Origin of the sequence: Nitrospirillum amazonense (assembly GCF_029594735.1) — a bacterium.
Lineage (GTDB): Bacteria > Pseudomonadota > Alphaproteobacteria > Azospirillales > Azospirillaceae > Nitrospirillum > Nitrospirillum amazonense.
In genome coordinates this window covers 1,322,680-1,348,119 of sequence record NZ_JARPAF010000002.1, presented here as the reverse complement: position 1 = coordinate 1,348,119, position 25,440 = coordinate 1,322,680, and the positions used below count along the sequence as shown (strand labels likewise).

Sequence of the window (25,440 nt, the reverse complement as noted above, 5' to 3'; positions counted from 1 at the left end):
TCACGCGCAGCCCGGGGGGGAGAGATGTATGGATCAGCCGGCGGCCAGCGCCAGCATATGCCGCGCGGTCTTCAGCGCCGCCTGCTCCGCCGGCGACGTGGCCGACAGGATGTCCAGCAGGTGGGCCAGGCGGGCGCGCCGGTCTGCCGGCAGGTCGCGGCCGTGGTCCAGGACATAGGCGCCGACGGCGGCGATGGCCTGGGCCTTCAGCTCCGCCGACGCCGTCCGGTCCCGGTCCAGGCTGCCCACCACAGTCTCGAAGGCCGCTTCGTTCAGGTGGCGCAGGCTGTTGATGGCCGCGGCGCGGGCATCGACCGTGGCCTTGGCATCCGCCGCCAACCCCTTCACCAGGCTGATGGTGGCCGCATCACCGCTATGGGCGAGCACGGTGGCCGCCAGCGCCTTGGTTTTCCACCAGTCGATGCCCACGCTGGTGGGCGTCGTAGCGCTCATCTTCAAAAGACCGCGCATGGTGTTCAAGGTCACGGCCTTGTCAAAGGGCGTGGCGCAACTGGCGTTGGCCTTGCCATGGACATGGCGGCTGTTGGCGGCCGGCATCGCCTCGAACAGGTTGGTAGAGGCGACGAAGGCCGCCGCATCCTGCGGGAAGATGCGCACGGCGTCGGTGGGCTTGGCCAGGAAGTGCTGCAGTTCCACCGTCAGGCCGCCCACGACGCACGGGTTGTTGTCGGGCACGCCGTTGCGGGCGGTGGCGTACAGACCCTTGTCCAGCACCGACACCGTCTTGGGCGCGGGCGGCGGCGCCGTTTCCGCCGGCATGTCGACCGGACGGTTGGCAAACATCTCCATGGCGCGCACCCGTTCCACCGCATGAGCCAGCGTGGGGTGCTTGGCGTCACCCTCGATCTTGTAGGCCGTCTCCACCGCGTAAGCCGTGTCGACGCGGGCCAGGATGTCCAGGGCTGCCGCCCGCACCTCCGCATCCTCGGCCGTCGCCAGCGCCACCGCCTGGATGGCGGACTTGGCCGACGCGTCGGATGCCGCCGCCAGATCCACCTGCGCGGCCTGCTCCACACGTTCCGCCACCGGGCGGTCCTTGGCCAGGAAGGTGGTCATGGCCGTGGCGGTGGGCGCCACGTCGCCCTGGAAGGGCTGACTCTGCTGCTTGGGTGACCAGGGCAGGTTGTCATAGCCCACACCGGCGTCGGTATCCGGCGTGACATAGCCGGCGTAGTCGATCAGCTCACCCGGCGTGGGCTTGGCCGGCGTCTGTGGCCACAGGCCCGGCACGCCGGAGGGGGCGAAGGGCCCGCCCACCGTCTGCGGCGGCCGGCGGGCGCTGAAGGTTTCAACCGGCTTGGGCTGAATCTCCTCGTTCCACGGCCACATGGTGTCGCGCAGGTGGTGGCCCAGCGGATTGGTCTTGTTGCTGGGGTTGCCGTCGGCATAGGCGTCGTTGGGCCAGTACTGCGCCGGGTCTGCGCCGTCGGAGCGGAAGCGGTCGTAATGCTGCTGCCAGGCCGCCCACAGCCAGTCGAAATAGGTGTGGAAGGGCCAGAACATGGGGTCGCTGGGCGAGATCATGCAGTTGGACATCCACACGCCGGACCAGCCGTGCCCGATGTTGTGGGGGTTGGCCTCGACAGAACCGGCCATGAAGGAATAGTTGGACTTCAGCCCCGCCTTGGATTTGTCCAGCAGCATGCCCGGCGTGTTGAACAGCTTGACGTTGTTGCGGTCCTGCCGCCAGCGCATCAGCGGCCCGCGGCCCGGCATGTTCCAGCCGTACAGCGGGTTGCCGGCGTCGAAGCGGATCAGGTCCGTGGCCATGAAGTCCGGATCGCCGGCCACGGTATTGGCACCGGTGAAGTCGGCATGGAACACCGTCGCCCCATCCTTGCCCGGCGAGTAGTACATGGGCCAGTAGGGCAGCGTGACCGAGGGGTCCACCTTCTGCAGCGCCCGCTCCAGCTCCAGCAGGAAGGCGCGGTGCCAGGCGACGAAGGCCGCCGCCTTGTGCTCCTGGTCCGGATAGCCGATGTCCGCCGGTTCCGCGAAGCCGCGGGCGCCGATGTCATGCATATCGACCAGGAAGGTGTAGGTGTCGCGCCAGCGCGGGTCGGGCGATTTCTGGAAGCGCAGGGCCGCCAGGGCCCACAGGAAGCGGCTGCGCTCCTCCGCGCTCAGCGTTTCCTCATTGCGGCGCACGCGCACCATGACCTGGGCGCCACCCATCACCGGCCCCGTGGCTGTGCCCTGGTGGGCGACGATGGCGGTGTCCTTGTCGTCGCGGCTGAAGTGCGGGAAGTCACCGGCCACGACGATGGGCTGGGGCGTACCGTCGCCCTTCAGCGTCAGGATGATCTGGTCCTTGGCGCCGCCGCCCTCCACCGCCTTCTTGTACTCGTCCGCCGTGAGGGCGAAGTTGACATGGCCCTTGCCCTCGGCCGGGGCGGCGGCGTTGGTCAGCACCACGGTGACTGTCGCCCCCGGCGGCAGGGTACCGGGGCGGACACGCACCAACGTCGGGCTGGGCGCCCAGGTAACATAGTCGAAGTGCGCGCCCGTCCGGGCATCGCCATGGACCAGGATTTCCACCTGCGCGCTCGCGCCATCGGCCGCGGTCTGCGCGCCGGCCGTTGCCGACAGCCCCACCCCCAGCGCCACGGCCGCGCACATGCTGACCCGCCGGGCTATCGCCTTCATCGATCGCCGCATCCCGTCCCCCTCCAGAGCGTCCGGCAATTTACCCGCCATGAACGCATTAATAATTAAATTAACAACCTGGAGTATGGATGCCGCCGCTCGTTCGGCCAAGAGGGTATTATGTAACGAGTTCTTACAATGGAGATACTCAACCTGAGAGAACTGACACCACGGTCCTGGGAATGATCAAGGTCGCACCAAAACATATGTTTTTTTGAGAACATGTGTTTATAACCCCTTGTGATCTCGCCAGCCGGACACCCCATGACCGATCTTAGCGACCAGGAACGCGCGGTATTGGCCGCCATCGAGGCCAACCCCTTCGTCAGCCAGCAGGACATGGCCGACACCCTGGGCCTGGCCCGCTCCACCATTGCCGCCCACGTGGTCAGCCTGACGCAGAAAGGCCGGCTGCTGGGCCGGGGCTATATCCTGCCGGCGGGGCGCCGCGTGGTCTGCCTGGGCGGGGCGGTGCTGGACCGCAAGTACCAAGCGCTGGCCCCCCTGGTGCCCGCCACCTCCAACCCCGTGACCGGCGTGCGCAGCCCCGGCGGCGTCGCCCGCAACGTGGCGGAGAACCTGGCCCGCCTGGCGGTGCCCACCGCCCTGGTCTCCCTGGTGGGGGAGGATGAGGCCGGCCGCGAAATCCTGAACCACCTGCGCGGCCTCGGCGTGGATGTCAGCCAGACGGCGGCGACAGCAGAGGCGCCAACCGCCGAATACGCCGCCATCCTGGGCCCGGATGGCGACCTGGCGGTGGCCGCAGCCGACATGCGCATCTTCGACCTGTTCACCCCCGCCTTGCTGGACCGCGCCTGGCCACACCTGGCAGCGGCCAACTGGGTCTTCGCCGACTGCAACCTGCCGGCGGAAACGGTGGCGGCCCTGGTCACGCGGCGGCGGGGCGCCCGGTTCCACCTGGCCATCGACGCTGTCTCCATCCCCAAGCTGGCGCGCCTGCCGCGGGACCTGGCGGGCATCGACCTGCTGTTCATGAATCTGGACGAGGCCAACGCCCTGCTGGGCACCCATCATGAGGGGTTGGAGGGCGCCCAGGCGGCGGCCCATGGCCTGAGGGCCCGTGGGGCGGCCGGCGCCGTGGTCACCCTGGGCGCCCAGGGCACGGCCGTCGCCGGCGACGACAGCGCCGCCACCTTCGCGGCCATACCCGCCCAGCCCGTCGACACCACCGGCGCCGGCGATGCCATGATCGCCGGCACCCTGTTCCGCTTGGTGGCCGGCGATGGCCTGCTGGCCGCCGCCAGGATGGGCGCCCTGGTGGGGGCGCTGACCACCGAAAGCAAAGCCAGCGTCCATCCCGGCCTGTCGCCGCAATTGCTGGCCGCCAACCTGCACCGTCTGACGATTTGAGGTCCCCGATGTCTCTCCTGAAGCCCGTCCTCAGCCCCGAGGTCGCCGATGCGCTGGCCGCCGGCCGCCCGGTGGTGGCGCTGGAATCCACCATCATCACCCACGGCATGCCCTATCCCGCCAATCTGGAAACAGCGCTGGCGGTGGAGGATGTGGTGCGCGCCAACGGCGCCGTGCCCGCCACCATCGCCGTGGTGCGGGGCGTGGCCCGCGCCGGCCTGACGGTGGCGGAGCTTGAGGACCTGGCCCAGGCCAAGGGTGTCGTGAAGGCGTCCAGCCGGGATCTCGCCGCCGTCATGGTGCGGCGGGGCAGCGCCGGCACCACGGTGTCCGCCACCATGCGCCTCGCCGACCTGGCCGGCATCCCCCTGTTCGCCACCGGCGGCGTGGGCGGCGTGCACCGCGGGGCGGAGGCCACCTTCGACATCTCCGCCGACCTGACGGAGCTGGGGCGCACGCCCACCACCGTGGTCTGCGCCGGCGTGAAGTCCATTCTGGACATCCCCAAGACGCTGGAGTTCCTGGAAACCCAGCGCGTGCCCGTCATCGCCTATGGCAGCGACGACTTTCCCGCCTTCTTCACCCGCAGCAGCGGCCACAAGGCCGACCATCGCCTGGACAGCGCGGAGGAGATCGCCGCCACCATGCGCCTGCATCGGGACCTGGGCTGCGGCACCGGCATCATGATCGCCAACCCCATCCCGGAAGCCGACGCCCTGGACCCCGCCTTCATCGACGGCACCATCGCGGACGCGGTGGCGGAGGCCGAAGCCCGGGGCATCAGCCGCAAGGACCTGACGCCCTTCCTGCTGGCCCGCATCAATGAGTTATCGGGGGGCCGTAGCCTGACGGCCAACATCGCCCTGGTGAAGAACAACGCCGCCTTGGCCGCCCGCATCGCCGTGGCCTACGCCGCTGGCTGAGGCCCGCTTGACAGGGGCCAACTTGACAGCGGGGCGGCCCCCGGCGGACCTTCATGGCGAATGGTCCGATCAGCCTGAAGGAAAGCCATGCGCCGTCCCGTGTTGCCGCAGCGCCTGTTGCCGCAGCGAGTGCGGGTGGCGTTCCAGCGCCGGGCGGACTGGCTGCCGGCCGCGCGGCGCGTGGCGATCTACGGCCTGGCGCTGGCCGTGGGCACGGCGGTCCTGCAGTGGCTGGATTACCAGCGCCTGGCCCGCGCCCATTCCGACGACATCTATATCCTCCTGATCGCGGCGGCCTTCCTGGCCCTGGGCGTGATGGTTGGGATGCGGCTCATGCGCCCCGCCCCGCCGCTGCCGGCGGAGGGCAACGTCCAGGCCCAGGCCGGCCTGGGCATCAGCGCGCGCGAGATGGCCGTGCTGCGTGAGCTGGCGGCCGGACGCTCCAACAAGGAGATCGCGCTGGTGCTGGACATCTCACCCAACACGGTGAAGACGCACCTGGCCCGCCTGTTCGAGAAGCTGGGCGCCCAACGCCGCACCGACGCCGTCAACCGCGCCCGCGAGTTGGGTCTAGTGCCCTGAATAACGGGTGATTCCGGCCAAATCACCCGTTTGGGCGATTGCCCGCGGCCGGAATCGCGGGGCACTGAGGGGCACGGACCACACGCAACCAAAGGGGCCTTCGCATGCTGCGCAAAATCCTGACCTACGGACTGGCCGCCGGCCTCATCTCCGGCCTGGCCATGGGGGTGCTGACCACGGTTCCGCACGGCCACCTGCCCATGGCCGTGGAGATGGCCCTGGGTTACGCCACCATGCTGGTGGCGCTCAGCACCATCTTCCTGGCGGTGAAGCGCCACCGCGACACCGCCCTGGGCGGCGTCATCCGTTTCTGGCCCGCCCTGTTCCTGGGCCTGGGCATCAGCGTCGTCGGCGGGGTGATCTACGCCCTGGCGTGGGAGGTGACGCAGGCCCTGAACCACATGGACTATGTCAACGACTACGCCCAGGCCATGATCAGCCAGGAGAAGGCCAAGGGCGCCTCGGACGAGGCCCTGGCCGCCCTGACGGCGGAGATGGACAAGATGAGGGCGAAATACGCCAACCCCTTCTACCGCCTCTCCTTGACCTTCAATGAGATCTTCCCCGTCGGCGTGCTGGTGTCGCTGGTTTCCGCCGGCCTGCTGCGCAACAGCCGCTTCTGGCCCGCCCGGCGCGCGCCGGTCCTGGCCTGATCAGAAGGCGCAGACATCGGGGTGCAGCAGCGGCCCGGCCTTCAACCAGACACGGGCGCCCTGCCCGCCGGTACGGACCACCAGGTCCTGGCCGGCGGGCAGGCGCAGCCAGGACTGGGAGTGGAACGCCTCGCCCTTTTCCATAAAGCCGCCGGCCACGACCAGCAGTTCCAGGCCCTGCGGATTGGTCACACGCACTTCGGCATCCGGCCCCCAGTCCTCCAGCCGCACCTCCTCATGCCCGTCGGCGAACAGGCTCAGGGCGCGCTCAACGCCGGGGCGGACGGGCAACGCCGCCCCCTCGCCGGGCTGGAGGACGACGCGGGCCTGATCATCGGCCCGGAACTGCCACAGCTTCACGAAGATGACGCAGCCAGGGACGGAACCGGGGGCATGGGCCGTGCCGGGCGGGTTGCGGACATAGGTGCCGGCGGGGAAATCGCCCGTTTCATCCTGAAACACGCCATCCAGCACCAGGAACTCCTCCCCGCCTGGGTGGCCGTGGGTGGGGAAGCGGCTGCCGGCGGCATAGCGGACGATGGAGGTGGCGCGCGCCTTCTCATCCCCGATGCGCGACAGCATACGGCGCCCCACGCCCGGCGATGGGCTGGGCACCCAATCCATGCCACCGGCATGCACCGCCGTACGCACGGCAAGATCGTCGTTCAGCCGCATCATCGCGCATCCTCCGTCACCTCGTGGCCCCCTCCACTCACGGGCCATCCGCCTCTGGCGCCACGTCGCCCACGGCCGCCGCCAGCAGCCGGGCGTCCTGCACCAGGTGGACTAGCACCCGGCCCGGCTCCTCGCCATACATCATATGGGCGGAGTTCTCGAACCAGACGAAGCGCTTGGACGGCGCCGACAGCCTGCGGAACCAGGCCTGCACCGGCTCCGACGGCGTGGTGTAGTCATGCCGGCCGGCGAAGATGATGAGGGGGCAGTCCAGCTTCGTCAGACTGGTGAAATTGGCCCCGGCCAGGTCGGGCAGCAGCTTGGGCAGGGAAAAGCCGCTGCCCTGGTCGATGGCCTTGAAGTCGGTATCGGAATAGTCCGGCGAAATCTTTTCGGCGTTTTCCCAATAGTCGTAATTGTCGCGGCCATAGGTCAGGCCACCGAACTTCACGGACCACTTGCGCTCCACCCCCAGCTTATCGATGGGCAGGCTGCCGTCCTTTTCCGGATAGGGGGCGATGGCCTCAAGCTCCTTCAGCGCCTGGGCGTCGCCCCGCCGCCTCGCCTCGTCCAGCACCCAGGCGTAGTTGACCTTCTCCGCCGCCACCGTGTCGATGATCTGGCCGGCACCGATATAGGCGTACAGCCAGTCGGGCCGCCGGGCGGCCAGGCTCAGGCCGATGATGGTGCCCCAGGAGTGGCCGATGGCGAAAACCTTCTGCTTGCCATAGGTGGCGCGCAGATAGCCCACCAGCTCCTCCGCGTCGCGCACGATGCGGTCGGCGCTCAAGGTGGGTGCGATCTTGGCCGGATCGTTCAGCAGATAGGTCTTGCCCGCCCCGCGCTGGTCCCACTCCACCACGGTGAAATAGTCGGTCCACGGCGCCTCGAACAGATAGCGGGTAGGCAGCTCGGGCGCCGCCGGGCCGCCGTGGATCACCAGCAGGATGGGGTTGCGCCTGTCCTTGCCGCGCACGGTGATCCATTGCTGGATGCCGCCGATCTCCACCGCCTTGGCCTCGTCGATGCCATTGGCGGAGACCACCTTGCCCACCGTGCCCAGGATAGCGCGGGTGTCGGGCGGCAGGGACGCCAGGGCCGGTACCGCGAGGGTGGCGATGGCCACCGCGATGGCGACGGATTTCAGACTCGGACCACGCATGCACTTCCCCTCCGTTCAAAGATTTTGGGGTGCAGGCTAGCGGCCGGTCCCGGTCAGGGCAAATCCATCCAGTCGCTTTCCCCACCGATGGGGTCGCCCGGCGGCACCTCCACCGAGCGCGGATGGTCGGCCAGCAGCTTGTCCGCCTGCTGTGGGTCCAGCAGCCGGCGCGACAGGCTGAGGGCCCAGGCGCGTTCGTCGGCATCGCCCCGGCCTTTGGCCAGGGTCTCCGCCACCTCGTGCACCCGCTGGTCCAGCAGGGCCGCCACCTCCGGCGTGGTGCCGGGACGGCGGGCCACCTGGGCCATGGTGACGATGGCGCGATAGGCGACGCGGCGGCTGACGGCGTCGCTCCTGTCCGGCAGCGCGGCGGCGGTCAGCCGCTCCAGCACCTCAGCCAGCCCCAGCGCCTGCGGATCGGCGGCGTGCTGTGCAGCCAGCCGGGCGAGACGCGTGGGCGCCAGCAGGGTGTTGAGGGTGACGGAGGCCGCGACGTCCGCCGCCACCAGCGGGTCGAACACCGGCCCGCCGGCGGTGGCGAACAGCTCGATATCGAACTGGCGGTTGTCGCTGCCGTTGCGGGCGGCCGACAGCAGGGGCAACAGGCCGGCCGGCACGCGCAGCTGGTCGGCCGACAGGGTGGAGAGCAGGGCCGACAGGGCGGCACGCTGGGTTTCCGCCGGCACGGGCGCAGACACCTCCCGACCGTCGCCCTTCACCGAATAGGCGAAGGTGACGCCGCCCACCGATTTGGCGGCGGCGTTCACCTGATAGCGGTGCAGCAGCCATATGGGCACGAAGCGGCGGCGCAGCTCCGCCACCGCCTCCCCCGGCGCCAGCGCTTTCAGGCCGAACTGGTCGATGGCGGCACGGCGCACGCCCATCAGGCGGGTCAACTCCACCACCGGATCGGCGCCGTCGTCCCACAGGCCGCCCCAAGGCTGGGCCGTGTCCGGGCGGCGGGCATTGTCGTCCTGCACATAGCGCAGGCCGGCGGCCACCGCCGCCGCGGCCTTGGCATCGGCCGCCGCCTGGTCGTCCTGGCCGGTGGGCGCGGTCCCATACAGCCAATCCACCGTCGCCTTATCCCAGGCGCCCACGCCGGTGCCATAGGCGTCCGACAGGTCAGGATGGCCATCGACCAAACCGATACGCGGGGCGGGATAATCCATGACCGAGGCGCGGCCCTGCGTGCTGGCGGCGAAGTTGTGGGCGAAGCCCAGCGCGTGCCCCACCTCATGCGCGCCCAACTGGCGCAGGCGGGCCAGCGCCACCTGGACCGGGTCGTTCGGCCCGCCGGTCCCCACCTTGTCCGCCCCCACGAGGCCTTCGAAGATCAGGATGTCCTGCCGCACCCGTTCGGAGCCCAGGACCACCATGCCCTTCACGATCTCACCCGTGCGCGGGTCCACAATCTCCTGCCCGTAGGACCAGCCGCGGGTGGCGCGGTCCACCCAGTTGACGATGTTGTAGCGCACGTCCATCGGATCCACGCCGTCGGGTAGCGGCTCCGCCCGGAAGGCGTCGATGTAGCCGGCGGCCTCGAAGGCCTGGGCCCACCAGTTGATGCCCTCCAGCAGGGCGGTGCGCATGGGCTCCGGCACCGTGCGGTCCAGGTAGAAGACGATGGGCTTCTTGACGCGGGAGCGGGCGGCGGACGGGTCCACCTTTTCCAGGCGGAAGCGGTTGGCCACGTCATGCACCACGTCCTGGCCCAGGGGCCGCCCGTAATCCACCGCCTGGGTGGAGAAGCCGCCCATGCGCGGATCGAAGGCGCGCGGGGTGAAGCCGGGGGCCGGCAGGCGCACGAAACTGTGATGGACGGTGAAGCTGACCTGGCGGGCGTCCGGGGCGATGTTCTCCACCTCCGCCCCCGGATGGTCGGAGGTGTAGGTCTGGATGGCGTCAACCTCCAGGTTGTCAGGGAACAGCTTGAGCGAGGTGGGGTCGGCGGCGCTGAGGCCCCCGTCCAGCCTGAAGCCCTTGCCCGCCCCCTGCGGCGCGCCACCGGTGCCGATGGCATCGCCCTCCTGCCCCAGCGACTTGGCAATACCCAGCATGTCGGCGGTCAGGAACTTGGCGATGTCCACCGCCACCCGCCCGTCGGGCAAGGGCACGGCGTCCCCCATCCACACGATGGAGGTGGCGAAGTCGGCGCTGGGGCCGGACGCCGCGGGGTTGCGGAAGCGGGGGTTTTCGAACTGGACGGCGACCTTGGCGCCCAGCAGGCGGAAGGCCAGCACCTGCGTCTGCCCGATGCGCCCCCGGTCCAGGAAGGTGGGAGCGGACCCCAGGCCGGTGCGCAGCGCCGGCGTGTAGAGGTACCGCGCCATCACGCCGTCGGCAGCAGGCGCCGGCAGGGTCAGGAAGATCTTGCCCGCGGCCTTGTCCACCCGCACCGGCAGCAGGCCGTCCTGCGCCGGCAGATCCCGCAAGGCCGCGGCTGGCCCGGACGGCGCCCCGGCAGGTACCGCCGCCAAGGCGACGGGTGCTGTGGAGACGGGTGCTGTGGAAAAGACCAACACGGCGGCCCACACGGCCAGCGATGACGTGCGCAACGGATGTCCCCCAATAGTCCCCTGTTTGGACGCACGATGTGCCGAAATGCGGCCACCACACAAGGGTTGGCTGAATTAGTCCCTTGAAAAACCTTTTCGTATCCGACGGATATCCATTATTCCTGACCAGAAGATAGCGTGTTGGTAGCGACACGCCGGTGCTAAGACACGTCATACCTGTTATGGTTCCGATGTCGAACGGACGATGGGCGGCAGCATCTTGAGCGTTAAGCGCGTAAGTGGGTTGGTCCTCAGCGGATTGCGGCTGTGCCGTGTCGTCTTGCTGCTTGGGCTTGTCGCCCTGCCGTCGCTTACCCGCGCGGCGCCGGCGGAACGCTGGTCCGGCTTGGCCGAAACGGTGTTTCAGAATTACGGCCGTGACCAGGGCCTGCCCCATCCCGTGCCCACCGCCCTGGCGCAGGACCATGACGGCTTCATCTGGGTGGGAACCCAGGGCGGCCTCGCCCGCTGGGACGGCTATCGCTTCAAAAGCTACACCGCCAGCCAGGACGTGCCGGGCAGCCTGCCCAGCGACTTCATCAAAAGCCTGTTCATCGACCCCAAGGGACGGTTGTGGGTGGGTGCCAACAGCCTGTCATTGTATGACGCCGCCGGCGACCGGTTCGAGACCATCCCCCTGGGCGCCATCAACGGGCGGCCGGACATCGGAGCCATCACCGACGATGGTGCCGGGGGATTGTGGATCGGCACCGACGACGGGCTGCGCCACCTGGACATCGACAGCCGGGCGGTGACCGTGCTGCGCGCCGGGGCACCGGAAGCGGGCGGCCTGCCCGCTGGCCGGGTGCAGGCGGTGCTGCGCGACGGCGCCGGCGGCCTGTGGGTGGGGACGGCGCAAGGCCTGGCCTACCGCAAGCCCGGCGGCAATGGCTTCACGGCCGTGGCGCTGGGCGAGACGCCGCAAACGAACGTCTCGGTCCTGTTCCAGGACGGCGAGGGCCGCATCTGGGTCGGCACCATTCGATATGGACTCTACACCATAGACCGGCCAGGTGCCGTCCCCCGGGCGGTCAACCCGGCCGCCACCGAGCTGACGGGCTGGATCTCCGCCATCTGCGCCTCGGGCCCGCATGAAATCTGGGTGGGCCTGCGCAACCGCAGCATTATCGCCATCGACACCCGATCCGGCGCCATGCGCCCCATACGCCACGACCGCGCCCAGCCCAACAGCCTGGCCCATGACGACATTTGGGCCCTGCTGCGGGACAGCGCCGGCTCAATCTGGGTGGGGGGCACCGGCGGCCTCAGCTATCACCCGCACGACGCCGGCCTGGTCGCCACCGTCTTCGGCGGCAGCCGGCGGGAAGGCTTGAGCGCCAGCGACGTGTTCGCCCTGCTGTCCGCGCGGGATGGCCGCGCGTGGCTGGGCTATTTCGACGGCGGCATCGATGTCGTCGATCCGATGGCGGGTCGGGTGGCAGCCCTGCGCCCCGATCCCAGCCAGCCGGAAGACGCCCTTCCGCCCGACATCGTCTTCTCCCTGGCACAGGATGAGGCGGGTCGCGTCTATATCGCCACGCGACGGGGCCTGTACCGCGCCGATCCGGCGGCCAGTGCCGTGCGGCGCGTCACCCTGCCCGGCGGCCGCGACCCGGCCGCCGCCACCATGTCGCTCATCGTCAGCGACGGCATGCTGTGGGTAGGCGGGGAGGAGGACGGGCTGCGCGGCTACACGCTGGACGGTCCCGGCGGCACGCCCGGCCGCCTGGTGTTCGGCGCCACGCCGGCCGACCAGGCCCAGTTATCCGACCGCACCATCCGCGCCCTGCTGTCCGGCGCCGGGCGGGACCTCTGGGTCGGCACGCGCAATGGCCTGAACCACATCGACATCGCCACCGGCGCCGTGGAACGCATCCCCCCGGCCCCCGGCGACCCCCAGGGCCTGCCGGACCCCTATGTCAGCAGCCTGCTGGTGGACCGTCAGGGCCGCCTCTGGGTCGGCACCTTCGGCGGCGGCTTGGCGCTGATGACCGCCCGGGACGCCGATGGCAGGCCGCGCTTCCGCCACTTCGGTCTGGCCCAGGGCATGCCCCACGCCAATGTCTGCAGCCTGGCCATGGACGGCGACGGCGTCATCTGGGCCGGCACCGACGACGGGCTGGCCCGCATCGACCCCGGGACGCTGGAGGTTCGGCCGGTGCGCCGCGCCGACGGTTCCGCCCTGGTCGATTATTTCGTGGGCGCCAGTGCCGCCACCCCGGCGGGGGAGGCGCTGTTCGGGTCCAAGGGCGGCATGACCGTGGTGCGCCCAGGCAGCCTGCCCGCCTGGCGCTTTCCAGCCCCGGTGGTCATCACCGATCTGCGGGTGGGCGGCCATCCCATGCCCGTGGCCAGGGTGGGCGCGACCGGTCCCCTGGTGCTGACGCCCGAGACCAACAGCCTGGCGGTGGAATTCGCCGCCCTGGATTACACCGCCCCCGTCCGCAACCGCTACGCCTATCGGCTGGAGGGGTATGACGCCGATTGGATCGAGGCGGACGTGAACCGCCGCCTGGCCGTCTACACCAACCTGCCGCCCGGCGACTACACCCTGCGCCTGCGGGGCAGCAACCGCGACGGCGTGTGGACGGAGCGGGACCTGACCCTGCCCCTGCGCGTGATGCCGGCCTGGTACCAGCGCCTGTGGCTGCGCCTGCTGGCGGTGGCGCTGACGGTGGTGGCGGTGACGCTGCTGGTGCGCTGGCGCACCAGCTATCTGCGCCGACGGCAGGCGGAACTGGAAAACCAGATCGCCGACCGCACCGCGGACTTGCGCGCCGCCAACGACCGCCTGACCCACCTGGCCACCACCGACCCGCTGACCGGCTGCGCCAACCGCCGCCATTTCATGGAGCGGGCGCACGACATGATCGCGCTGGCCAGTCGTCATGGCACGCCTCTGACCCTGGCCATCCTGGACCTCGACGAGTTCAAGCGCGTGAACGATACCCACGGCCATCCCGGCGGCGACGCCGTGCTGGCCCTCACGGGACGCGTCCTCGCCAGCCATGTGCGCTCCACCGACTTGGTGGGCCGCATCGGCGGGGAGGAGTTCGCGCTGCTGATGCCCCACACCGCTGCCCACGGCGCCCGCCTGCTGGCCGACCGCCTGCGCCAGGCCATCAGCGACGAACGCGTGGCAACCGATGGCGGCGCAACGATCCGCGTCACCGCCAGCCTGGGCCTGGCCGAATTGCGCGACGGCGAGGATTTGGACGCCCTCTACGCCCGCGCCGACGCCGCCCTGTACGTCGCCAAGCAATCCGGCCGCAACCGGGTGGAGATGACACGCTCCGCGGAGTGAGAGCCGGGTTCAGCCCAGGGCGATGGCCGAACCGGTGAAGGGCAGGACCACGTCATAGCCGGGCGGCGGCGGGGTGACCGGTGTGGCGGCGGCGGTGCCGAACTGGGTGATGCCCCGGCCGATATGATGCGCCAGGTCATGGCGGTCCCCGGCGAAGTCGAACGGGACGCTGGCCACCAGGCGCGCGGAAAACACGTTGGTGGCGAACACCGGCGCCGGCGTGGCGCCGACGGCGACCGCCACGGTGGTGCCCACCGCCAGGCTGGCGCGGCGAAACGTGGCGATACGCTCGCCCTCCATGAACGAGGCCGGGTTATCGAAGGTGGCCGCCGGCCGGCGCTGCAGATACAGCGAGAACTCCCCCACCGGATCCAGGCTCAGCGTCAGCGCCCCGTTGTCGACCTGCGCCGCCTTGAACGGCCGGGCGGCGAAGGTGAAATGCGCTGTTTTCTCCGACGGCGTGCCGTCGAACAGCGGCACCCCGTCGAACGGAAGGTGCAGAAAATAGCCGTAGTCGGCCAGTTCCCCGTCCTTGGTGCCGTAGAAGCGGCCGGTGGCGTACCAGGCAAGCTCGGCGGGAAGCAGGGCGGTCATGGGCGGTCCTTCCGGGATGGTCGCAATCTGGCTCCAGCCTGGCACAGGCCACCCTGGCCCGGAATCTCCCTTGACGAGATAATCCGGGCCAGCATGCCCGCCTAACGTACCTTCCCGGCCGCATTCTCCAGCACCACCCGGGACAGCACCGCTGTGTCCGTTGTGGTCGGCAGGTGGGAGACGAAGCCGATGCCGGCGTAGAAGGGCTCGGTGAGCTTCAGGGAAATGGGGGCGCCGTAGGGGTGCATCGGCTCCCCCTGCTCGCTGACCCACAGGGTGAAGGCGTCGCCCTTCTTCTCGATGCCGATGCGCTGGGGATGCAGGGTGACCAGGCCGGCGACAGCCTCTCCCTTCAGGGCGCCGCGGCTGCCGACCTTATATTCCATGTCCACCATCTCGGCCCCCTTGGCCGGACGCCAGGCGATGTGGAACATGCCGGTGCCATGCAGGCCCACCACCATCTCCGGCGCGTCGTCGTCCAGGCTCTGGCGGATGACCAGCAGCGCCTTGCGGTCGCCGTAGCCCACCGGGTTGGGGAAGGCGACGTCCGCCGCCAGCGACACGTCGCCGGACATCTTCTTCCACAGGAAACGGAACTCATCCCGGCCGTACCACATGTTGTAGCCGGCCGAGGTGACGGTGTAGCGGCCGTCCTGGACCGTTCCCTGGCCCGGCACCAGGGTGCCGCCCACGTCCGCCTGGCCATCGAACAGGCCGATGGGCTGGGCCTCAACGCGCGTGGGGCGGTGGAAGCCCGCCGGCGGGGCCACCTGACGATGGCCGGGATAGTCGGGATAGGCCCAGTCCGGCGCCGTGGGCGTGCCGGGCGCGCTATTGGCGGGCGAAGTGCCGGGCACCTCTTGCGCCGCCGCCGGAAGGATGACCATGAGGCAGGCGGCCAGTACAATCATGCGATGCTTCATCTCGTTCTTCCCAATCTTGAGGACGCCGCTCACTTCTCGGGATCGGGTGCACCGAACGGGGTGCAGCAGGGCGTGCCGATGGCATGCAGTTCCATCAGTTCCGCCCGGGTGCCGTCGGGATCGATCAGGTTCATCTGCCACTTCGCGTCGCGCCCGATCTTGGGCAGGTTGTCCTGGCCCTTCAGCCGGTCGCCGTTCCACAGCAGGGTGTAGGCGGCCTCCGCGTTGGGAATGGCCAGGGCGAAGTGGTTGAAGACGCCCAGGGTGGCCTGCGATAGGTCGGGCGGGATGCCTTTCGTGTCCGGCGTGCCCACCACCATGTATTCGATCCAGTCGCGGCCGTCGGGCAGCTGCAGGGAAATCCAGGTGGGCTTGTCATCCTCCATCCCGCCCGCCCAATAGGGATGCAGCCCCAGAATCTGCTGGTAGAAACCGTCTTCCAGCGCCCGGTTATGGACGATGAAGCCGAAATGCATGATGTGATTGGAGAGGGCGTTGGGCGGGATGCTGGGCGGCGTGGCCGGCGCCTGCACGAACTGCATCACCGTGCCCTCGGGATCGGTCACGTCGAACCAGCGGCTGCCGTCCGACCCCTGCTGCACCTTGCCCGGCACCGCAATCTTTTTGGCGATCAGATAGTCGCGCATGGCGGCGACGTCGGGGGTGTTGAAGGCGCCATGGGCCAGGCGGTTGATGCCGGTGTACCCCGCCGGCAGGGGCAGCACCTCCACGAACTGCGTGGGGCTGAAGTAATAGCGCACGCCGGCCGGGTTTTCCGGATCCGGCAGCTTGGTGGCGCCCAGGTCGTGGACGTAGAACGCCTCCGACTTCGCCATGTCCGCCGCGTAGATCGCCAGATGCGAGACGGCGACGATGGGCGGCCGCGCCCCTCCTGCACCCCCAGGGGTGGCCGCCTGCGCCATGCCGCACAAACCCGCGAGCACCAGCGCGCCGATGATGGTTCCTTTCATGGTTCCTCCCTGTTTTGTTTTACGTTGAAGATCAGATTTCCAGCGCCACCACCTCATATTCGTCCAGGCTGGGCACGGTGAATTCCACCACCGCCCCCTCCTGTCGAAAGGGCAGCGGCTGGCCGGCGCGCAGCAGGCTCGCCTGCCGGATGGGCTTTGGTGACGGCAGGGTCATGCGCACCAATTGCGGCCCCAGCGGGTTCAACCCACGGGCAGCGGTGGCGCGGAAACCGGGGCTGGTGTGATTGACCAGGTGAAGGGCGTAACCCGGCTCCGTCTCCCACCCGAACACCTCCACCAAGCCCGGGCCCTGCACGGTGATGGGCGGGGCCGGCGCCAGCCAGCGCAGGGCATTGGTGACAAGATCACCCAGGTCGGCGGCGCCGGAGCGCCAGTAGCCGGCCTCCACATCCGCCGCCAGGTACACCAGACGCGCCCTACCCGCCTGGCGCACCGCGAGGGTGGGCTGGTCGGTGTGCGGCTGGCGGCTGTAGACGCCCTCCGTCGGGTACCAGGGATACTGCGCGACATGGGTCAGCAGGGGCGGGCCGTCGATGGTGATGGGCACGCGGCAGCTGGAGCCCTGGATCCAATCCGTCTCCTCGAACCCCGCCAGGATGGGATGGCGCCGCTCGATGCGCTGGATGGCGCTGGATCCGGGGAAGCGGGGCTGATTGGGCGTGGCCCCCTGGCCGAAACTTTCGCGCTTGCCGGCGCGCCGCATGCCGAACAAGGGGCCCAGGGCGAAGTCGTCACGCGGCCGCCCGGTTTCGTCATACAGCCCGGTCTCGAAGGTCGCTAGCACGCTGCCGCCGGCCTTGGCGAAGGCCGTCACGGCAGCGGCCTGGGCGTCGCCCATCAGCGCGATGTTGGGCAGTACCAGGGTCTGGTATCGGCCCAGTGTGGCCGCGTTCAGGTCACGATCCAGCACCACGTCGAAAGGGATGCGCGCCTCGGTCAGCAGTTGGTACATGCCCTGGACGGCGTCCAGCGCGTCCGTGCCCGCCGGCGGATCGTACAGGCGGTTGCCGCGCTGGGACACTACCAGGGCCACGCTGGCGATCGAACGACGGTTGTGGAAATGACGGTCGTTGGCGGCCTGCCAGGCCAGCACCTCCCGCCCCACCTTCTGCCAGCGCCGGTCCTCGATGAAGCCCTGCTGATAGCCCAGCCAGTGGTAATGGAGCACCCCGCCCGCCGCCAGCGTCTGGTGGATGCGCGAGCGCACCTCCACCGCGTTGCCGGTGACGTTACGCCAGCGGATGTCGCCGGCGATCTCATACCCCGCCGTGATGTTGGTGACGGGGCGGTCACCCCCTTCTCCAGCAGGGGAATTGCCAACGATCGCCTTGCCGATGCGGGTCTGCTGGCTCGCATCCCAGGCGGGGGCGCCGATGCCGCCGCGCCCTTGGTTGTCGGCCATGAACCAGGGGGCGGTGGCGGCCAGGGCCGACAGGTCCAGGTTGCCGCCGCGGAAGCCGCCGCCCAGGTTGCCGGTGAAGATCAGCCGGGCGTCATGCTTCTTCACCAGGGCGTCGTAGCGGCCCCACAGATCCACCGCCCGCTTCAGGAAAGCATCCTCATACGCCCGGCTGTGCGGGTCGCCGATGGTGCGGCAGATGGGGCAATAGCAGACGACGGCGTCCGGGCTGGGCCAACCGTTGCTGTAGATGCCGTCGATGGGGTAGCGGCTGAGCACCTCATCGAACAGGGCCGGCACGAACTGGGTGTAATAGTCGCTGAACTGGCAGGTGGGCGCGAACTCCGACGAGGCCGACGGGTCGTCCGGCGCCCCCACCAGGGAGCGGCGGACCAGGGCGCCATCCTGGGTGCGGCAGAACCAGTCGGGATGCCTGTCCGCCAGCTGGCTCTTGGCGATATCGATGCTGAAGCGGCCCATGACGCGGATGCCCCGCGCCTTGGCCGCCGCCACACATTCCCCGAACACGTCCCGGCCCTTCAGCCAGGCGCTGACCGGCAGGTCGGGCAGGCCCGTGGGATAAAAGGCCACCACGTTGGTGCCGCTGAGATAAGTCATCTGCGCCTGGCATGAGGCCAGGTAGTCCACCCATTTCCCGACGTCGAAAGTCTCGGGGTCGCGCTCGTTGAAATTGACGTGGACGATGCGCTTCATGCGCTGGTGCCAGGCGTCGGGCGGGTAGGCGCCCGCCCCCGGCCTTGGCGCCGCCCAGGCAGTGCCGGCATTCAAGGCAGCCAGCGCCGCCCCGGCCATCAGGGCGAACTCTCGGCGGTTGGTCTCCATCCTCCCCTCACTCCGCCAGCGGGGCCGTACCGACCACGGTGAAGCCCGCCGTGGCACCGGGCACGCCGGTGCCGGGCTGGCCGCCGCCCACGGTCAGGGTGTAGCGGCCCTCCGTCACCACCCGGTCGCCCGCCTCCGTCACGCTGGACAGGTCGCGGGGGGCGAGGTTGAAGTGGACCTTCTTGCTTTCACCCGGCGCCAAGTGGACGCGGGCGAAGGCGCGCAGGGCCCGGATTGGGGCGCCCGGTACCTGCGGAAAGCCCAGGTACAGCTGCACCACCTCATCCCCCGCCACCGCGCCGGCGTTGCGCACCTGGGCATCCACGCCCAGCGTCTCGCCCGCCTTCAGCGTGGCGGCCGACAGGGCCGGCGGGGTGTAGGCGAAGGTGGTGTAGCTTAGGCCGTGGCCGAAGGCGTACAGCGGCGTGCCGGTGAAGTAGCGGTATGTCCGCCCCTTCATGCTGTAATCCTCGAAGGGCGGCAGGCCGTCCACGCCCTTGTAGAAGGTCACCGGCAGGCGGCCGGAGGGATTGTTGACGCCCGACAGCGTCTGACCGATGGCCATGCCTCCCTGTTCGCCCGGGTACCAGGCATCGATGATGGCATCGACGTGCGCGGCAGCCCAGTTCACCGACAGGGCGGACCCGTTCATCAGCACAAGGGCCATGGGCTTGCCCGTGGCCTTCACCGCCTTCAACAGGGTCTCTTCCTCCGCCGGCATGTCCAGGCTGGTACGGTCGCCGCCCTTGAAGCCGGGGACGGTCACCGTCATCTCCTCCCCCTCCAGGGCGGAGCTGATGCCGGCCACGGCCACCACCAGGTCGGCTGCCTTGGCCGCTGCCACGGCGCGGTTCAGCGGGTCGGCCACCACAGGGTTCCATACCAGGCGGATGACGGGGCCCTTGGCCGGCGTCTGGTCGATGCGAATGGCGTAGCGGCGCCCAGCCTCGAAATGCAGGGCCTTCATCTGCGGTGTGCGCTGGCGGTCGCCGTTCTTCACCGCCTGCACACCATCGACCCACAGGGTGGCGTTGGCGCCGCTGAGACCGATGGTGTACTCACCCGTCGCCGGCACGGTGACGAAGCCTGTCCAGCGGGCGGAGATGGCGGCGCCCTCCACCACCGGGGTCATGTCGCGGTCCAGGTTCAGGGTGCCGTCGGTGCGGGTCACGGCCGGGGTGCCGCTGAAGTCGGGGTTGCCCCAGTACTCCCCCTTCAAGCCTGGCTTGCCATCCGGACCGCTGAGGGCGCTGCCTGGGATGGTGGACGCGGAGCGCAGGAAGTTGCTGCCCGGCTCGTAAGCGATTTGGGCGTTGGGGAAGGCGGCGCGGATGCCGTCCAGCGCCGTCACCGGGTGGATGGGCTGACCGTTGTAGTTGCCCAGCAGCACGTCCACCTGGTCGGCCAGCGGGCCGATGACGGCGATCGTCTTCACCGTGGGCTTCACCGGCAGCACACCGTTGTTCTTCAGCAGCACCATGGACTCATTGGCCAGGTGCAGGGCCAGCGCCACATGCTCCGGCGAGTTCAGCTGCGTGTCATCCGCCTGGGCATAGGGCACGCTGGCCGGCGGGTCGAACAGGCCCAGGCGCATGCGGGCCGTGAATAGGCGGCGCAGGGCGGTGTCCACCACGTCCTGCGACACCAGCCCCTGGGTGATGGCGTCGCGGTAAAGGTCGAAATCATCCGGCTCATCCGGCGGGCGGTTGTACTGGGTGCAGTCGTTGTCCACGCCCAGCTTCAGCGACACGGCCGCCGCCTCCGCCAGGGTCTTGGTGTAATGGTGGCCGCGCTGGATGTCGGCGATGGCGTCGCAATCGGACACCACATAGCCGGTGAAGCCCCAGCGCTTGCGCAGCTGGTCGGTCAGCAGGAAGTCGCTGGCGCAGGCCGGCTGGCTGTTGACGCGGTTGTAGGCGCACATGACCGAGGCCACCTTGCCCGTCGTCACCAACTCGCGGAAGGCCGGCAGGTAGGTGTCCTCCTGATCGTGCTTGCTGACCGTCACGTCCACCTCGTGGCGCGTCGGCTCCGGCCCGCTGTGCACGGCGTAGTGCTTGGCGGTGGCGATCACCCGATAATATTTGGGGTCGTCGCCCTGCATGCCCTGGACGAAGGCGGTTCCCAGCTTGCCGGTCAGGTAGGGATCCTCACCATAGGTTTCCTGCCCCCGGCCCCAGCGCGGGTCGCGGAAGATGTTGATGTTGGGCGACCAGAAATCCAGGCCCTGGTAGATGCGGTGCTCCGCCCCCGCCTTTTCCACGCGGTTGAACTTCACCCGCGCCTCGGTGCCGATGGCCACCCCCATCTGGCGGATGGCGTCGGGGTCGAAGGTCGCGGCCAAGCCGATGGGCTCGGGGAACACCGTGGCCTCGCCATTGCGGGCGACACCGTGCAGCGCCTCGCTCCACCAGTTGTAGGCGGGGATGTTCAGGCGCGGGATGGCCCGGGCCTGGTTGGTCAGCTGCGCCGCCTTTTCCTCCGGCGTCAGGCGGCTGACCAGGTCATCCACCCGGCGTTCCACCGGCAGGCTGGGGTCGAGGTAGGGCGGCTTGGCCGCCTCCTGCGCATGAACGCCGCCCGCGCCTGCCACCACAAATAGGGCCGCCCGCATGGCGACCCCGAACACAGAACGACCCATCCGCCCCTCCCATTGTTAGCGTTATCATTTTAAGTCCGGAACGGTCCTGGGAATATGACCGCCCCATCAAGACAGCTACGCTTTACGGTCGCCGGTCAGGCCGGTACATCGACGGCCTTGGCCGGGTCGACCGCGCGGGTGTAGCCGAAGGCGGTCGACACGGTGGCGCCGCCCTGGGCGACCGAGTCCAGGATGGCCTTCATCAACCGCATGTCCTGCAGGCCTTCCTCGCCCGTGGAGACCAGCGGCGCCTTGCCCCGCACCACGTCGGCCATCCAGTCCATCTCACGCGCGAACTGGTCGATCTCATGGATGGCCTGCACCTGCGACTGGTAGCCGGTCTGCACCGTCAGGCGGTTGCCGTTGTAGAAGGCGCCGGGGTCCGCCACCAGCCGCCCCTGCGCGCACTCCACCTGGTAGGACATGGTGGGGGCGTAGTCGAAACTGGTGGACCCGTTGGCAACGGCGCCGCTGGGGAAGCGGAACTGCCAGGCGATCAGATCCTCCACCTCGCGGAAGCGCGGGTCATTGCGGTCAGTCTGCGCCCAGGCGCGCACCTCCACCGGCTCTTCATTCAGCAGGTAGCGGGCGCCGTTGATGCCGTAGATGCCCATGTCGGCCAAGGCACCACCGCCGGACATCTTCATGTCCAGTCGCCACACGTCCGCCGGATCGCTGAGCGAGGCCTGGCGCCCCATTTGCGTGACCACCACCCGCGGCTTGCCCAGCTTGCCTGAGCGGATCAGGCGCATCGCGGCCAAGTTCAGCGGCTCATAATGGCAGCGGTAGGCGATCATCAACTTGCGGCCGGCGGCCTTGGCGGCGGCGATCATGGCCTCCGCATCCGCCACGCTGGTCGCCATGGGCTTCTCGCACAGCACATGCTTGCCGGCCTTCAGCGCGCGGATGGTGAACTCCGCATGCATGGCATTGGGCAGGACGATGTAGACGACCTGGATGCGCGGGTCGTCCACGATGCGGTCGTAAGTCTCGTAAGTGTAGATCGCGTCCTTGGCCACCCCGTGTTTGGCGGCGAGTCGCGCCGCCTTGTCGGGATGCCCACTGACCAGGGCCGCCAGTTTGGCCCGCCTGGCGTTGCGGAAACCGGGCAGGATCTGCCCCTGCGACAATCGGCCAAGGCCGACGACGGCGAAGCCCACCCCCTCCCCTTCCGCCGGACCGGCGGTGGGTGACGCGATGGCCGGGCGCATCAGCAGCGTGCCGGCGCCGGCAGCCCCCAACCCCATGAGAAGACGGCGGGAAATACCGATTTCGCTGGCGCCCGAACTGCCATCGGTCGTGGCGCTGTCGAGGGAAATGGGATCGGTCCCGGCCCCTGGAATGCGTGCGGGCATTCCCGGTCCTGTCCTCCGGACGCTCATTGTTCCTCCCGGTTTTTATGTTACCGTTATCATAGATTCATACGCCGATTGCCCCGCGTTGAAAAGGGACCGGCTGGCGGCATCCCCTGCCCCGGCCCGCCACCTTCCCTCGACGCGGCCCCTCGACGCGGCCCAGGCACCCAAGTCGCACAAGAATAAAACCGGGAGGAAAATCATGGCCCTATCCCTCAATCGCCGCGCCCTGCTGCAGGCAGGAGCCGCCACCATCGCCGCCCCTTATTTCTGGATCCCCGCCCGCGCGGACGATGGCGTCTGGTTCACCCAGACGGTGGGCCCCTTCGTGGAAGTGGAAACGTCGGCCGGCCGACTCCGGGGCGGGCACGACCGGGGCGCCCTGGCCTTCAAGGGCATCCCCTACGCCGGCTCGGTCTCGGGCAGGAACCGTTTCAAGGCCCCGCCCAGGGTCACACCCTGGACCGGCGTGCGCGACGCCACCCGCCTGGGCCCGCCCGCCATGCAGGGCCCCGGCACGACGTATGGCGAGCATGAGCCGGCCTACAGTGAGGACTGCCTGGTGCTGAACGTGTGGACACCGGCGGTGAACGATGGCGCCAAGCGGCCGGTCATGGTCTATTGCCACGGCGGCGGCTTCACCACCGGCAGCGGCGGCCAGCGCATCCAGGACGGCGCCCGCCTGGCCGCCACCTACGACGTGGTTGTGGTGGCGACCAACCACCGCCTGGGCCTGCTGGGCTATCTCTACCTGGGCGAACTGGGCGGGACGGACTACGCCACCTCCGGCAACCAGGGCATCCTGGACATCATCGCCGCGCTCGGCTGGATCAAGGAGAATATCGCCACCTTCGGCGGCGACCCCGGCAACGTCATGGTGTTCGGCGAGTCCGGGGGCAGCGCCAAGACCTGCGCCATCATGGGCATGCCAGCCGCCCAGGGCCTGTACCACAAGGCGGGGATGCAGAGCGGCCCCTTGCTGCGCGGACTGCCCAAGGACGTGGCGACGGAGACGGCGCGCCGCGTGCTGGCCGCCTTCGACATCCATCCGAAGGATTTCGCCAAGTTGCACGACGTGCCGGCGCAGAAGTTCATTGATCTGCAGCTGGCGGCGGAGAAGGGCCAGGGCCCCCTGACCGTGGCCACCAAGGAGTGGCAGGCAGGGCATCCCACGCCCAAGCCCAGCCTGGCGGCCAACCGCGCGCCCAGGCCCGGCGGCTGGGGCCCGGTGGTGGACGGGACCGTCCTGCCCCAACACCCCTTCGACCCGGCAGCACCCGCGATGGTGGCCGGCATTCCCCTGCTGATCGGCAACATGCGGGACGAGGCCGCCTTCTTCGAGCGCGACCATCCGGAGTTCTTCCACATGGACGCGGCCCGCCTGACCGCGCGGGCCCAGCAGCGCTTCGGCCCGGACGCGGAGCGCATCCTGGCCACCTACCGCCAAACCCGCCCCAACGCCACGCCGGTGGAACAGGGCATCGCCATCGAAACCGCCCTGTCCATGGGCGCCGGCACCGCCACCCTGGCCGACCGCAAGGCGGCGCAAAGCGCCCCCGTCTACCGCTACCGCAACGACTTCCAGTCCAACGTGCCCATCAAGGGCACGGACTGGACGCTGCGGGCCGGGCATGCCATCGACATCTCCATCACCTTCCTGAACACGGAGATGCCGGACCTGCAGGGCGACGGCCCCGGCCTGGTGGAAGCCGCCAAGGCCGTCAGCGGCTATTTCACCAGCTTCGCCCGCAGCGGCGTGCCCACCGCCGCCGGCCAGCCGGACTGGCCCCGGTATGAGACCAAGGACCGCGCCGTCATGCTGCTGAACAGCCAGTGCCAGGTGGCCCTGGATCCCGATGGGCGGGAGCGGGAGATGTGGCAGGCGATGGGGGTGTGAGCGCCCGCGTCAAGGATTGGGGAAATCGGCGGACAGCGCCTGGTCGCGCTGGCCCTCGATTTCCTCCAGCCGCTGGCGCAGCCGCGTCACCACCGCATCCTGGCCCCAGGCGCCCAGCACCACATGGCGGGGCGGGATCGGCCGCTGCGTGATCTCGATCATGATGTCGCTGGCCCGCACGGGATCGCCGGCCTGGGTGCCGCTGATGTCCTTGGTGGCGGCCAGGCGCTTGGCCGCCGTGTCGGCGTAATCCGGGATGCGGCTGGCCGTCTGGCGCAGGGAACGGCCGGCCCAGTCGGTGCGGAAGGGCCCCGGCTCGACACAGGTGACGCCGATGCCCAGCGGCTCCACCTCCGCCCGCAGGCTGTCGGACCAGCCCTCCACCGCGTGCTTGGACGCGGCGTAGTAGCCGGAACCGGGGTAGCCCACCAGGCCGGCGACGGAGGTGATGTTAAGGATGCGCCCGCCGCCCTGCGCCCGCATCAGGGGCAGCACCGCCCGCGTCATGGCGAACAGGCCGAAGACGTTGGTGTCGAACTGGGCGCGGATCTCAGCCTCCACCCCCTCCTCGATCGCACTTTGGTAACCGTAGCCGGCGTTGTTCACCAGCACGTCGATGCGGCCGAACCGCTCTTGCGCCGCCGCCACCACGGCGTCGATCTGGTCATACCGGGTGACGTCCAGCGCCGCCGGCATGGCCCGGTCATCGGCTGTCGCCACGATGTCGATCACCTGCGCCGCGTCGCGCGCCGTGACGACCACCCGCCAGCCGCGCGCCAGCACCCGTTGCGCCAGGATGCGGCCGAAGCCGGTGGAACAGCCGGTGATGAGCCAGACGGGGGTTTCCAAGGCGGGCGTGCGGGTGTCAGCCATGTGGGTCGCTCCGGAATGGGATCGGTAC

General features: G+C 69.4%; 17 protein-coding genes. 6 read left to right on the top strand and 11 right to left on the bottom strand.

The window, feature by feature from the left end:
- Positions 1 to 33: 33 nt before the first annotated feature.
- Positions 34 to 2,667 (bottom strand): tyrosinase family protein, encoded by a 2,634-nt coding sequence (locus P5F91_RS12235; protein ID WP_277907284.1) that lies wholly within the window; start codon positions 2,665 to 2,667, stop codon positions 34 to 36.
- A 264-nt stretch (positions 2,668 to 2,931) separates the two neighbouring features.
- Here P5F91_RS12235 and P5F91_RS12230 point away from each other — a divergent pair, with 264 nt between their 5' ends.
- The 4 genes from P5F91_RS12230 to P5F91_RS12215 all read left to right on the top strand — a co-directional run bounded on the left by P5F91_RS12230 (position 2,932) and on the right by P5F91_RS12215 (position 6,196).
- Positions 2,932 to 4,038 (top strand): carbohydrate kinase, encoded by a 1,107-nt coding sequence (locus P5F91_RS12230; protein WP_145609660.1) that lies wholly within the window; start codon positions 2,932 to 2,934, stop codon positions 4,036 to 4,038.
- Positions 4,039 to 4,046: 8 nt separating this feature from the next.
- Positions 4,047 to 4,961, top strand: a complete 915-nt coding sequence (locus P5F91_RS12225) for a pseudouridine-5'-phosphate glycosidase (protein ID WP_145609661.1) — start codon at positions 4,047 to 4,049, stop codon at positions 4,959 to 4,961.
- 87 nt (positions 4,962 to 5,048) lie between these two features.
- A complete protein-coding gene (locus P5F91_RS12220) occupies positions 5,049 to 5,543 on the top strand; it encodes a helix-turn-helix transcriptional regulator (protein ID WP_145609662.1) in 495 nt (164 codons plus the stop codon).
- A 104-nt stretch (positions 5,544 to 5,647) separates the two neighbouring features.
- The gene (locus tag P5F91_RS12215) at positions 5,648 to 6,196 is read left to right on the top strand and encodes a DUF4199 domain-containing protein (RefSeq protein WP_040849108.1); all 549 of its coding nucleotides are present in this window, start codon (positions 5,648 to 5,650) and stop codon (positions 6,194 to 6,196) included.
- On the opposite strand, the gene P5F91_RS12210 is transcribed toward P5F91_RS12215, so the two are convergent.
- Genes P5F91_RS12210 through P5F91_RS12200 form a run of 3 tightly spaced genes read right to left on the bottom strand, consistent with a single transcriptional unit; the run spans position 6,197 to position 10,591 of the window.
- Positions 6,197 to 6,874: a cupin domain-containing protein gene (locus tag P5F91_RS12210; protein WP_211106864.1), complete on the bottom strand. Its 678-nt coding sequence runs from the start codon at positions 6,872 to 6,874 to the stop codon at positions 6,197 to 6,199. It lies immediately after the preceding gene.
- Between the two features lie 34 nt (positions 6,875 to 6,908).
- Positions 6,909 to 8,033: an alpha/beta fold hydrolase gene (locus P5F91_RS12205; RefSeq protein ID WP_277907283.1), complete on the bottom strand. Its 1,125-nt coding sequence runs from the start codon at positions 8,031 to 8,033 to the stop codon at positions 6,909 to 6,911.
- A gap of 53 nt (positions 8,034 to 8,086) precedes the next feature.
- Positions 8,087 to 10,591 carry a zinc-dependent metalloprotease gene (locus P5F91_RS12200; protein ID WP_277907282.1) on the bottom strand — a complete coding sequence of 835 codons (2,505 nt, stop codon included), beginning with the start codon at positions 10,589 to 10,591 and terminating at the stop codon, positions 8,087 to 8,089.
- Between the two features lie 280 nt (positions 10,592 to 10,871).
- On the opposite strand from P5F91_RS12200, the gene P5F91_RS12195 reads away from it, so the two are divergent.
- Entirely contained in the window at positions 10,872 to 13,895 is a 3,024-nt protein-coding gene (locus tag P5F91_RS12195; RefSeq protein WP_277907281.1) for a ligand-binding sensor domain-containing diguanylate cyclase, read from the top strand.
- Positions 13,896 to 13,904: 9 nt separating this feature from the next.
- On the opposite strand, the gene P5F91_RS12190 is transcribed toward P5F91_RS12195, so the two are convergent.
- The 6 genes from P5F91_RS12190 to P5F91_RS12165 form a co-directional block, all read right to left on the bottom strand.
- Entirely contained in the window at positions 13,905 to 14,489 is a 585-nt protein-coding gene (locus tag P5F91_RS12190) for a hypothetical protein (RefSeq protein WP_277907280.1), read from the bottom strand.
- A gap of 101 nt (positions 14,490 to 14,590) precedes the next feature.
- Entirely contained in the window at positions 14,591 to 15,400 is an 810-nt protein-coding gene (locus tag P5F91_RS12185; protein ID WP_277907279.1) for a biopolymer transporter Tol, read from the bottom strand.
- Positions 15,401 to 15,441: 41 nt separating this feature from the next.
- The gene (locus P5F91_RS12180; protein WP_277907278.1) at positions 15,442 to 16,383 is read right to left on the bottom strand and encodes a VOC family protein; all 942 of its coding nucleotides are present in this window, start codon (positions 16,381 to 16,383) and stop codon (positions 15,442 to 15,444) included.
- Between the two features lie 31 nt (positions 16,384 to 16,414).
- Positions 16,415 to 18,646 (bottom strand): alpha-amylase family protein, encoded by a 2,232-nt coding sequence (locus P5F91_RS12175; RefSeq protein WP_277907277.1) that lies wholly within the window; start codon positions 18,644 to 18,646, stop codon positions 16,415 to 16,417.
- Between the two features lie 7 nt (positions 18,647 to 18,653).
- Complete coding sequence (locus tag P5F91_RS12170; protein WP_277907276.1) at positions 18,654 to 21,287, bottom strand: glycoside hydrolase family 3 C-terminal domain-containing protein; 2,634 nt, start codon at positions 21,285 to 21,287, stop codon at positions 18,654 to 18,656.
- 95 nt (positions 21,288 to 21,382) lie between these two features.
- Positions 21,383 to 22,642: a Gfo/Idh/MocA family protein gene (locus P5F91_RS12165; RefSeq protein ID WP_211106869.1), complete on the bottom strand. Its 1,260-nt coding sequence runs from the start codon at positions 22,640 to 22,642 to the stop codon at positions 21,383 to 21,385.
- A 202-nt stretch (positions 22,643 to 22,844) separates the two neighbouring features.
- Here P5F91_RS12165 and P5F91_RS12160 point away from each other — a divergent pair, with 202 nt between their 5' ends.
- A complete protein-coding gene (locus tag P5F91_RS12160) occupies positions 22,845 to 24,539 on the top strand; it encodes a carboxylesterase/lipase family protein (protein WP_186454630.1) in 1,695 nt (564 codons plus the stop codon).
- A 9-nt stretch (positions 24,540 to 24,548) separates the two neighbouring features.
- Here P5F91_RS12160 and P5F91_RS12155 read toward each other — a convergent pair whose 3' ends face one another.
- On the bottom strand, positions 24,549 to 25,412 hold the full coding sequence (locus P5F91_RS12155; protein WP_145609669.1) for an oxidoreductase: 864 nt from the start codon (positions 25,410 to 25,412) through the stop codon (positions 24,549 to 24,551).
- Positions 25,413 to 25,440: the final 28 nt, after the last annotated feature.

Bases quoted from the DNA above. Each gene is read 5' to 3' on its own strand.
- P5F91_RS12235 (WP_277907284.1), bottom strand. From the start codon at position 2,667: ATGAAGGCGATAGCCCGGCGGGTCAGCATGTGCGCGGCCGTGGCGCTG.
- P5F91_RS12230 (WP_145609660.1), top strand. From the start codon at position 2,932: ATGACCGATCTTAGCGACCAGGAACGCGCGGTATTGGCCGCCATCGAG.
- P5F91_RS12225 (WP_145609661.1), top strand. From the start codon at position 4,047: ATGTCTCTCCTGAAGCCCGTCCTCAGCCCCGAGGTCGCCGATGCGCTG.
- P5F91_RS12220 (WP_145609662.1), top strand. From the start codon at position 5,049: ATGCGCCGTCCCGTGTTGCCGCAGCGCCTGTTGCCGCAGCGAGTGCGG.
- P5F91_RS12215 (WP_040849108.1), top strand. From the start codon at position 5,648: ATGCTGCGCAAAATCCTGACCTACGGACTGGCCGCCGGCCTCATCTCC.
- P5F91_RS12210 (WP_211106864.1), bottom strand. From the start codon at position 6,874: ATGATGCGGCTGAACGACGATCTTGCCGTGCGTACGGCGGTGCATGCC.
- P5F91_RS12205 (WP_277907283.1), bottom strand. From the start codon at position 8,033: ATGCGTGGTCCGAGTCTGAAATCCGTCGCCATCGCGGTGGCCATCGCC.
- P5F91_RS12190 (WP_277907280.1), bottom strand. From the start codon at position 14,489: ATGACCGCCCTGCTTCCCGCCGAGCTTGCCTGGTACGCCACCGGCCGC.
- P5F91_RS12185 (WP_277907279.1), bottom strand. From the start codon at position 15,400: ATGATTGTACTGGCCGCCTGCCTCATGGTCATCCTTCCGGCGGCGGCG.
- P5F91_RS12180 (WP_277907278.1), bottom strand. From the start codon at position 16,383: ATGAAAGGAACCATCATCGGCGCGCTGGTGCTCGCGGGTTTGTGCGGC.
- P5F91_RS12175 (WP_277907277.1), bottom strand. From the start codon at position 18,646: ATGGAGACCAACCGCCGAGAGTTCGCCCTGATGGCCGGGGCGGCGCTG.
- P5F91_RS12170 (WP_277907276.1), bottom strand. From the start codon at position 21,287: ATGGGTCGTTCTGTGTTCGGGGTCGCCATGCGGGCGGCCCTATTTGTG.
- P5F91_RS12165 (WP_211106869.1), bottom strand. From the start codon at position 22,642: ATGCCCGCACGCATTCCAGGGGCCGGGACCGATCCCATTTCCCTCGAC.
- P5F91_RS12160 (WP_186454630.1), top strand. From the start codon at position 22,845: ATGGCCCTATCCCTCAATCGCCGCGCCCTGCTGCAGGCAGGAGCCGCC.
- P5F91_RS12155 (WP_145609669.1), bottom strand. From the start codon at position 25,412: ATGGCTGACACCCGCACGCCCGCCTTGGAAACCCCCGTCTGGCTCATC.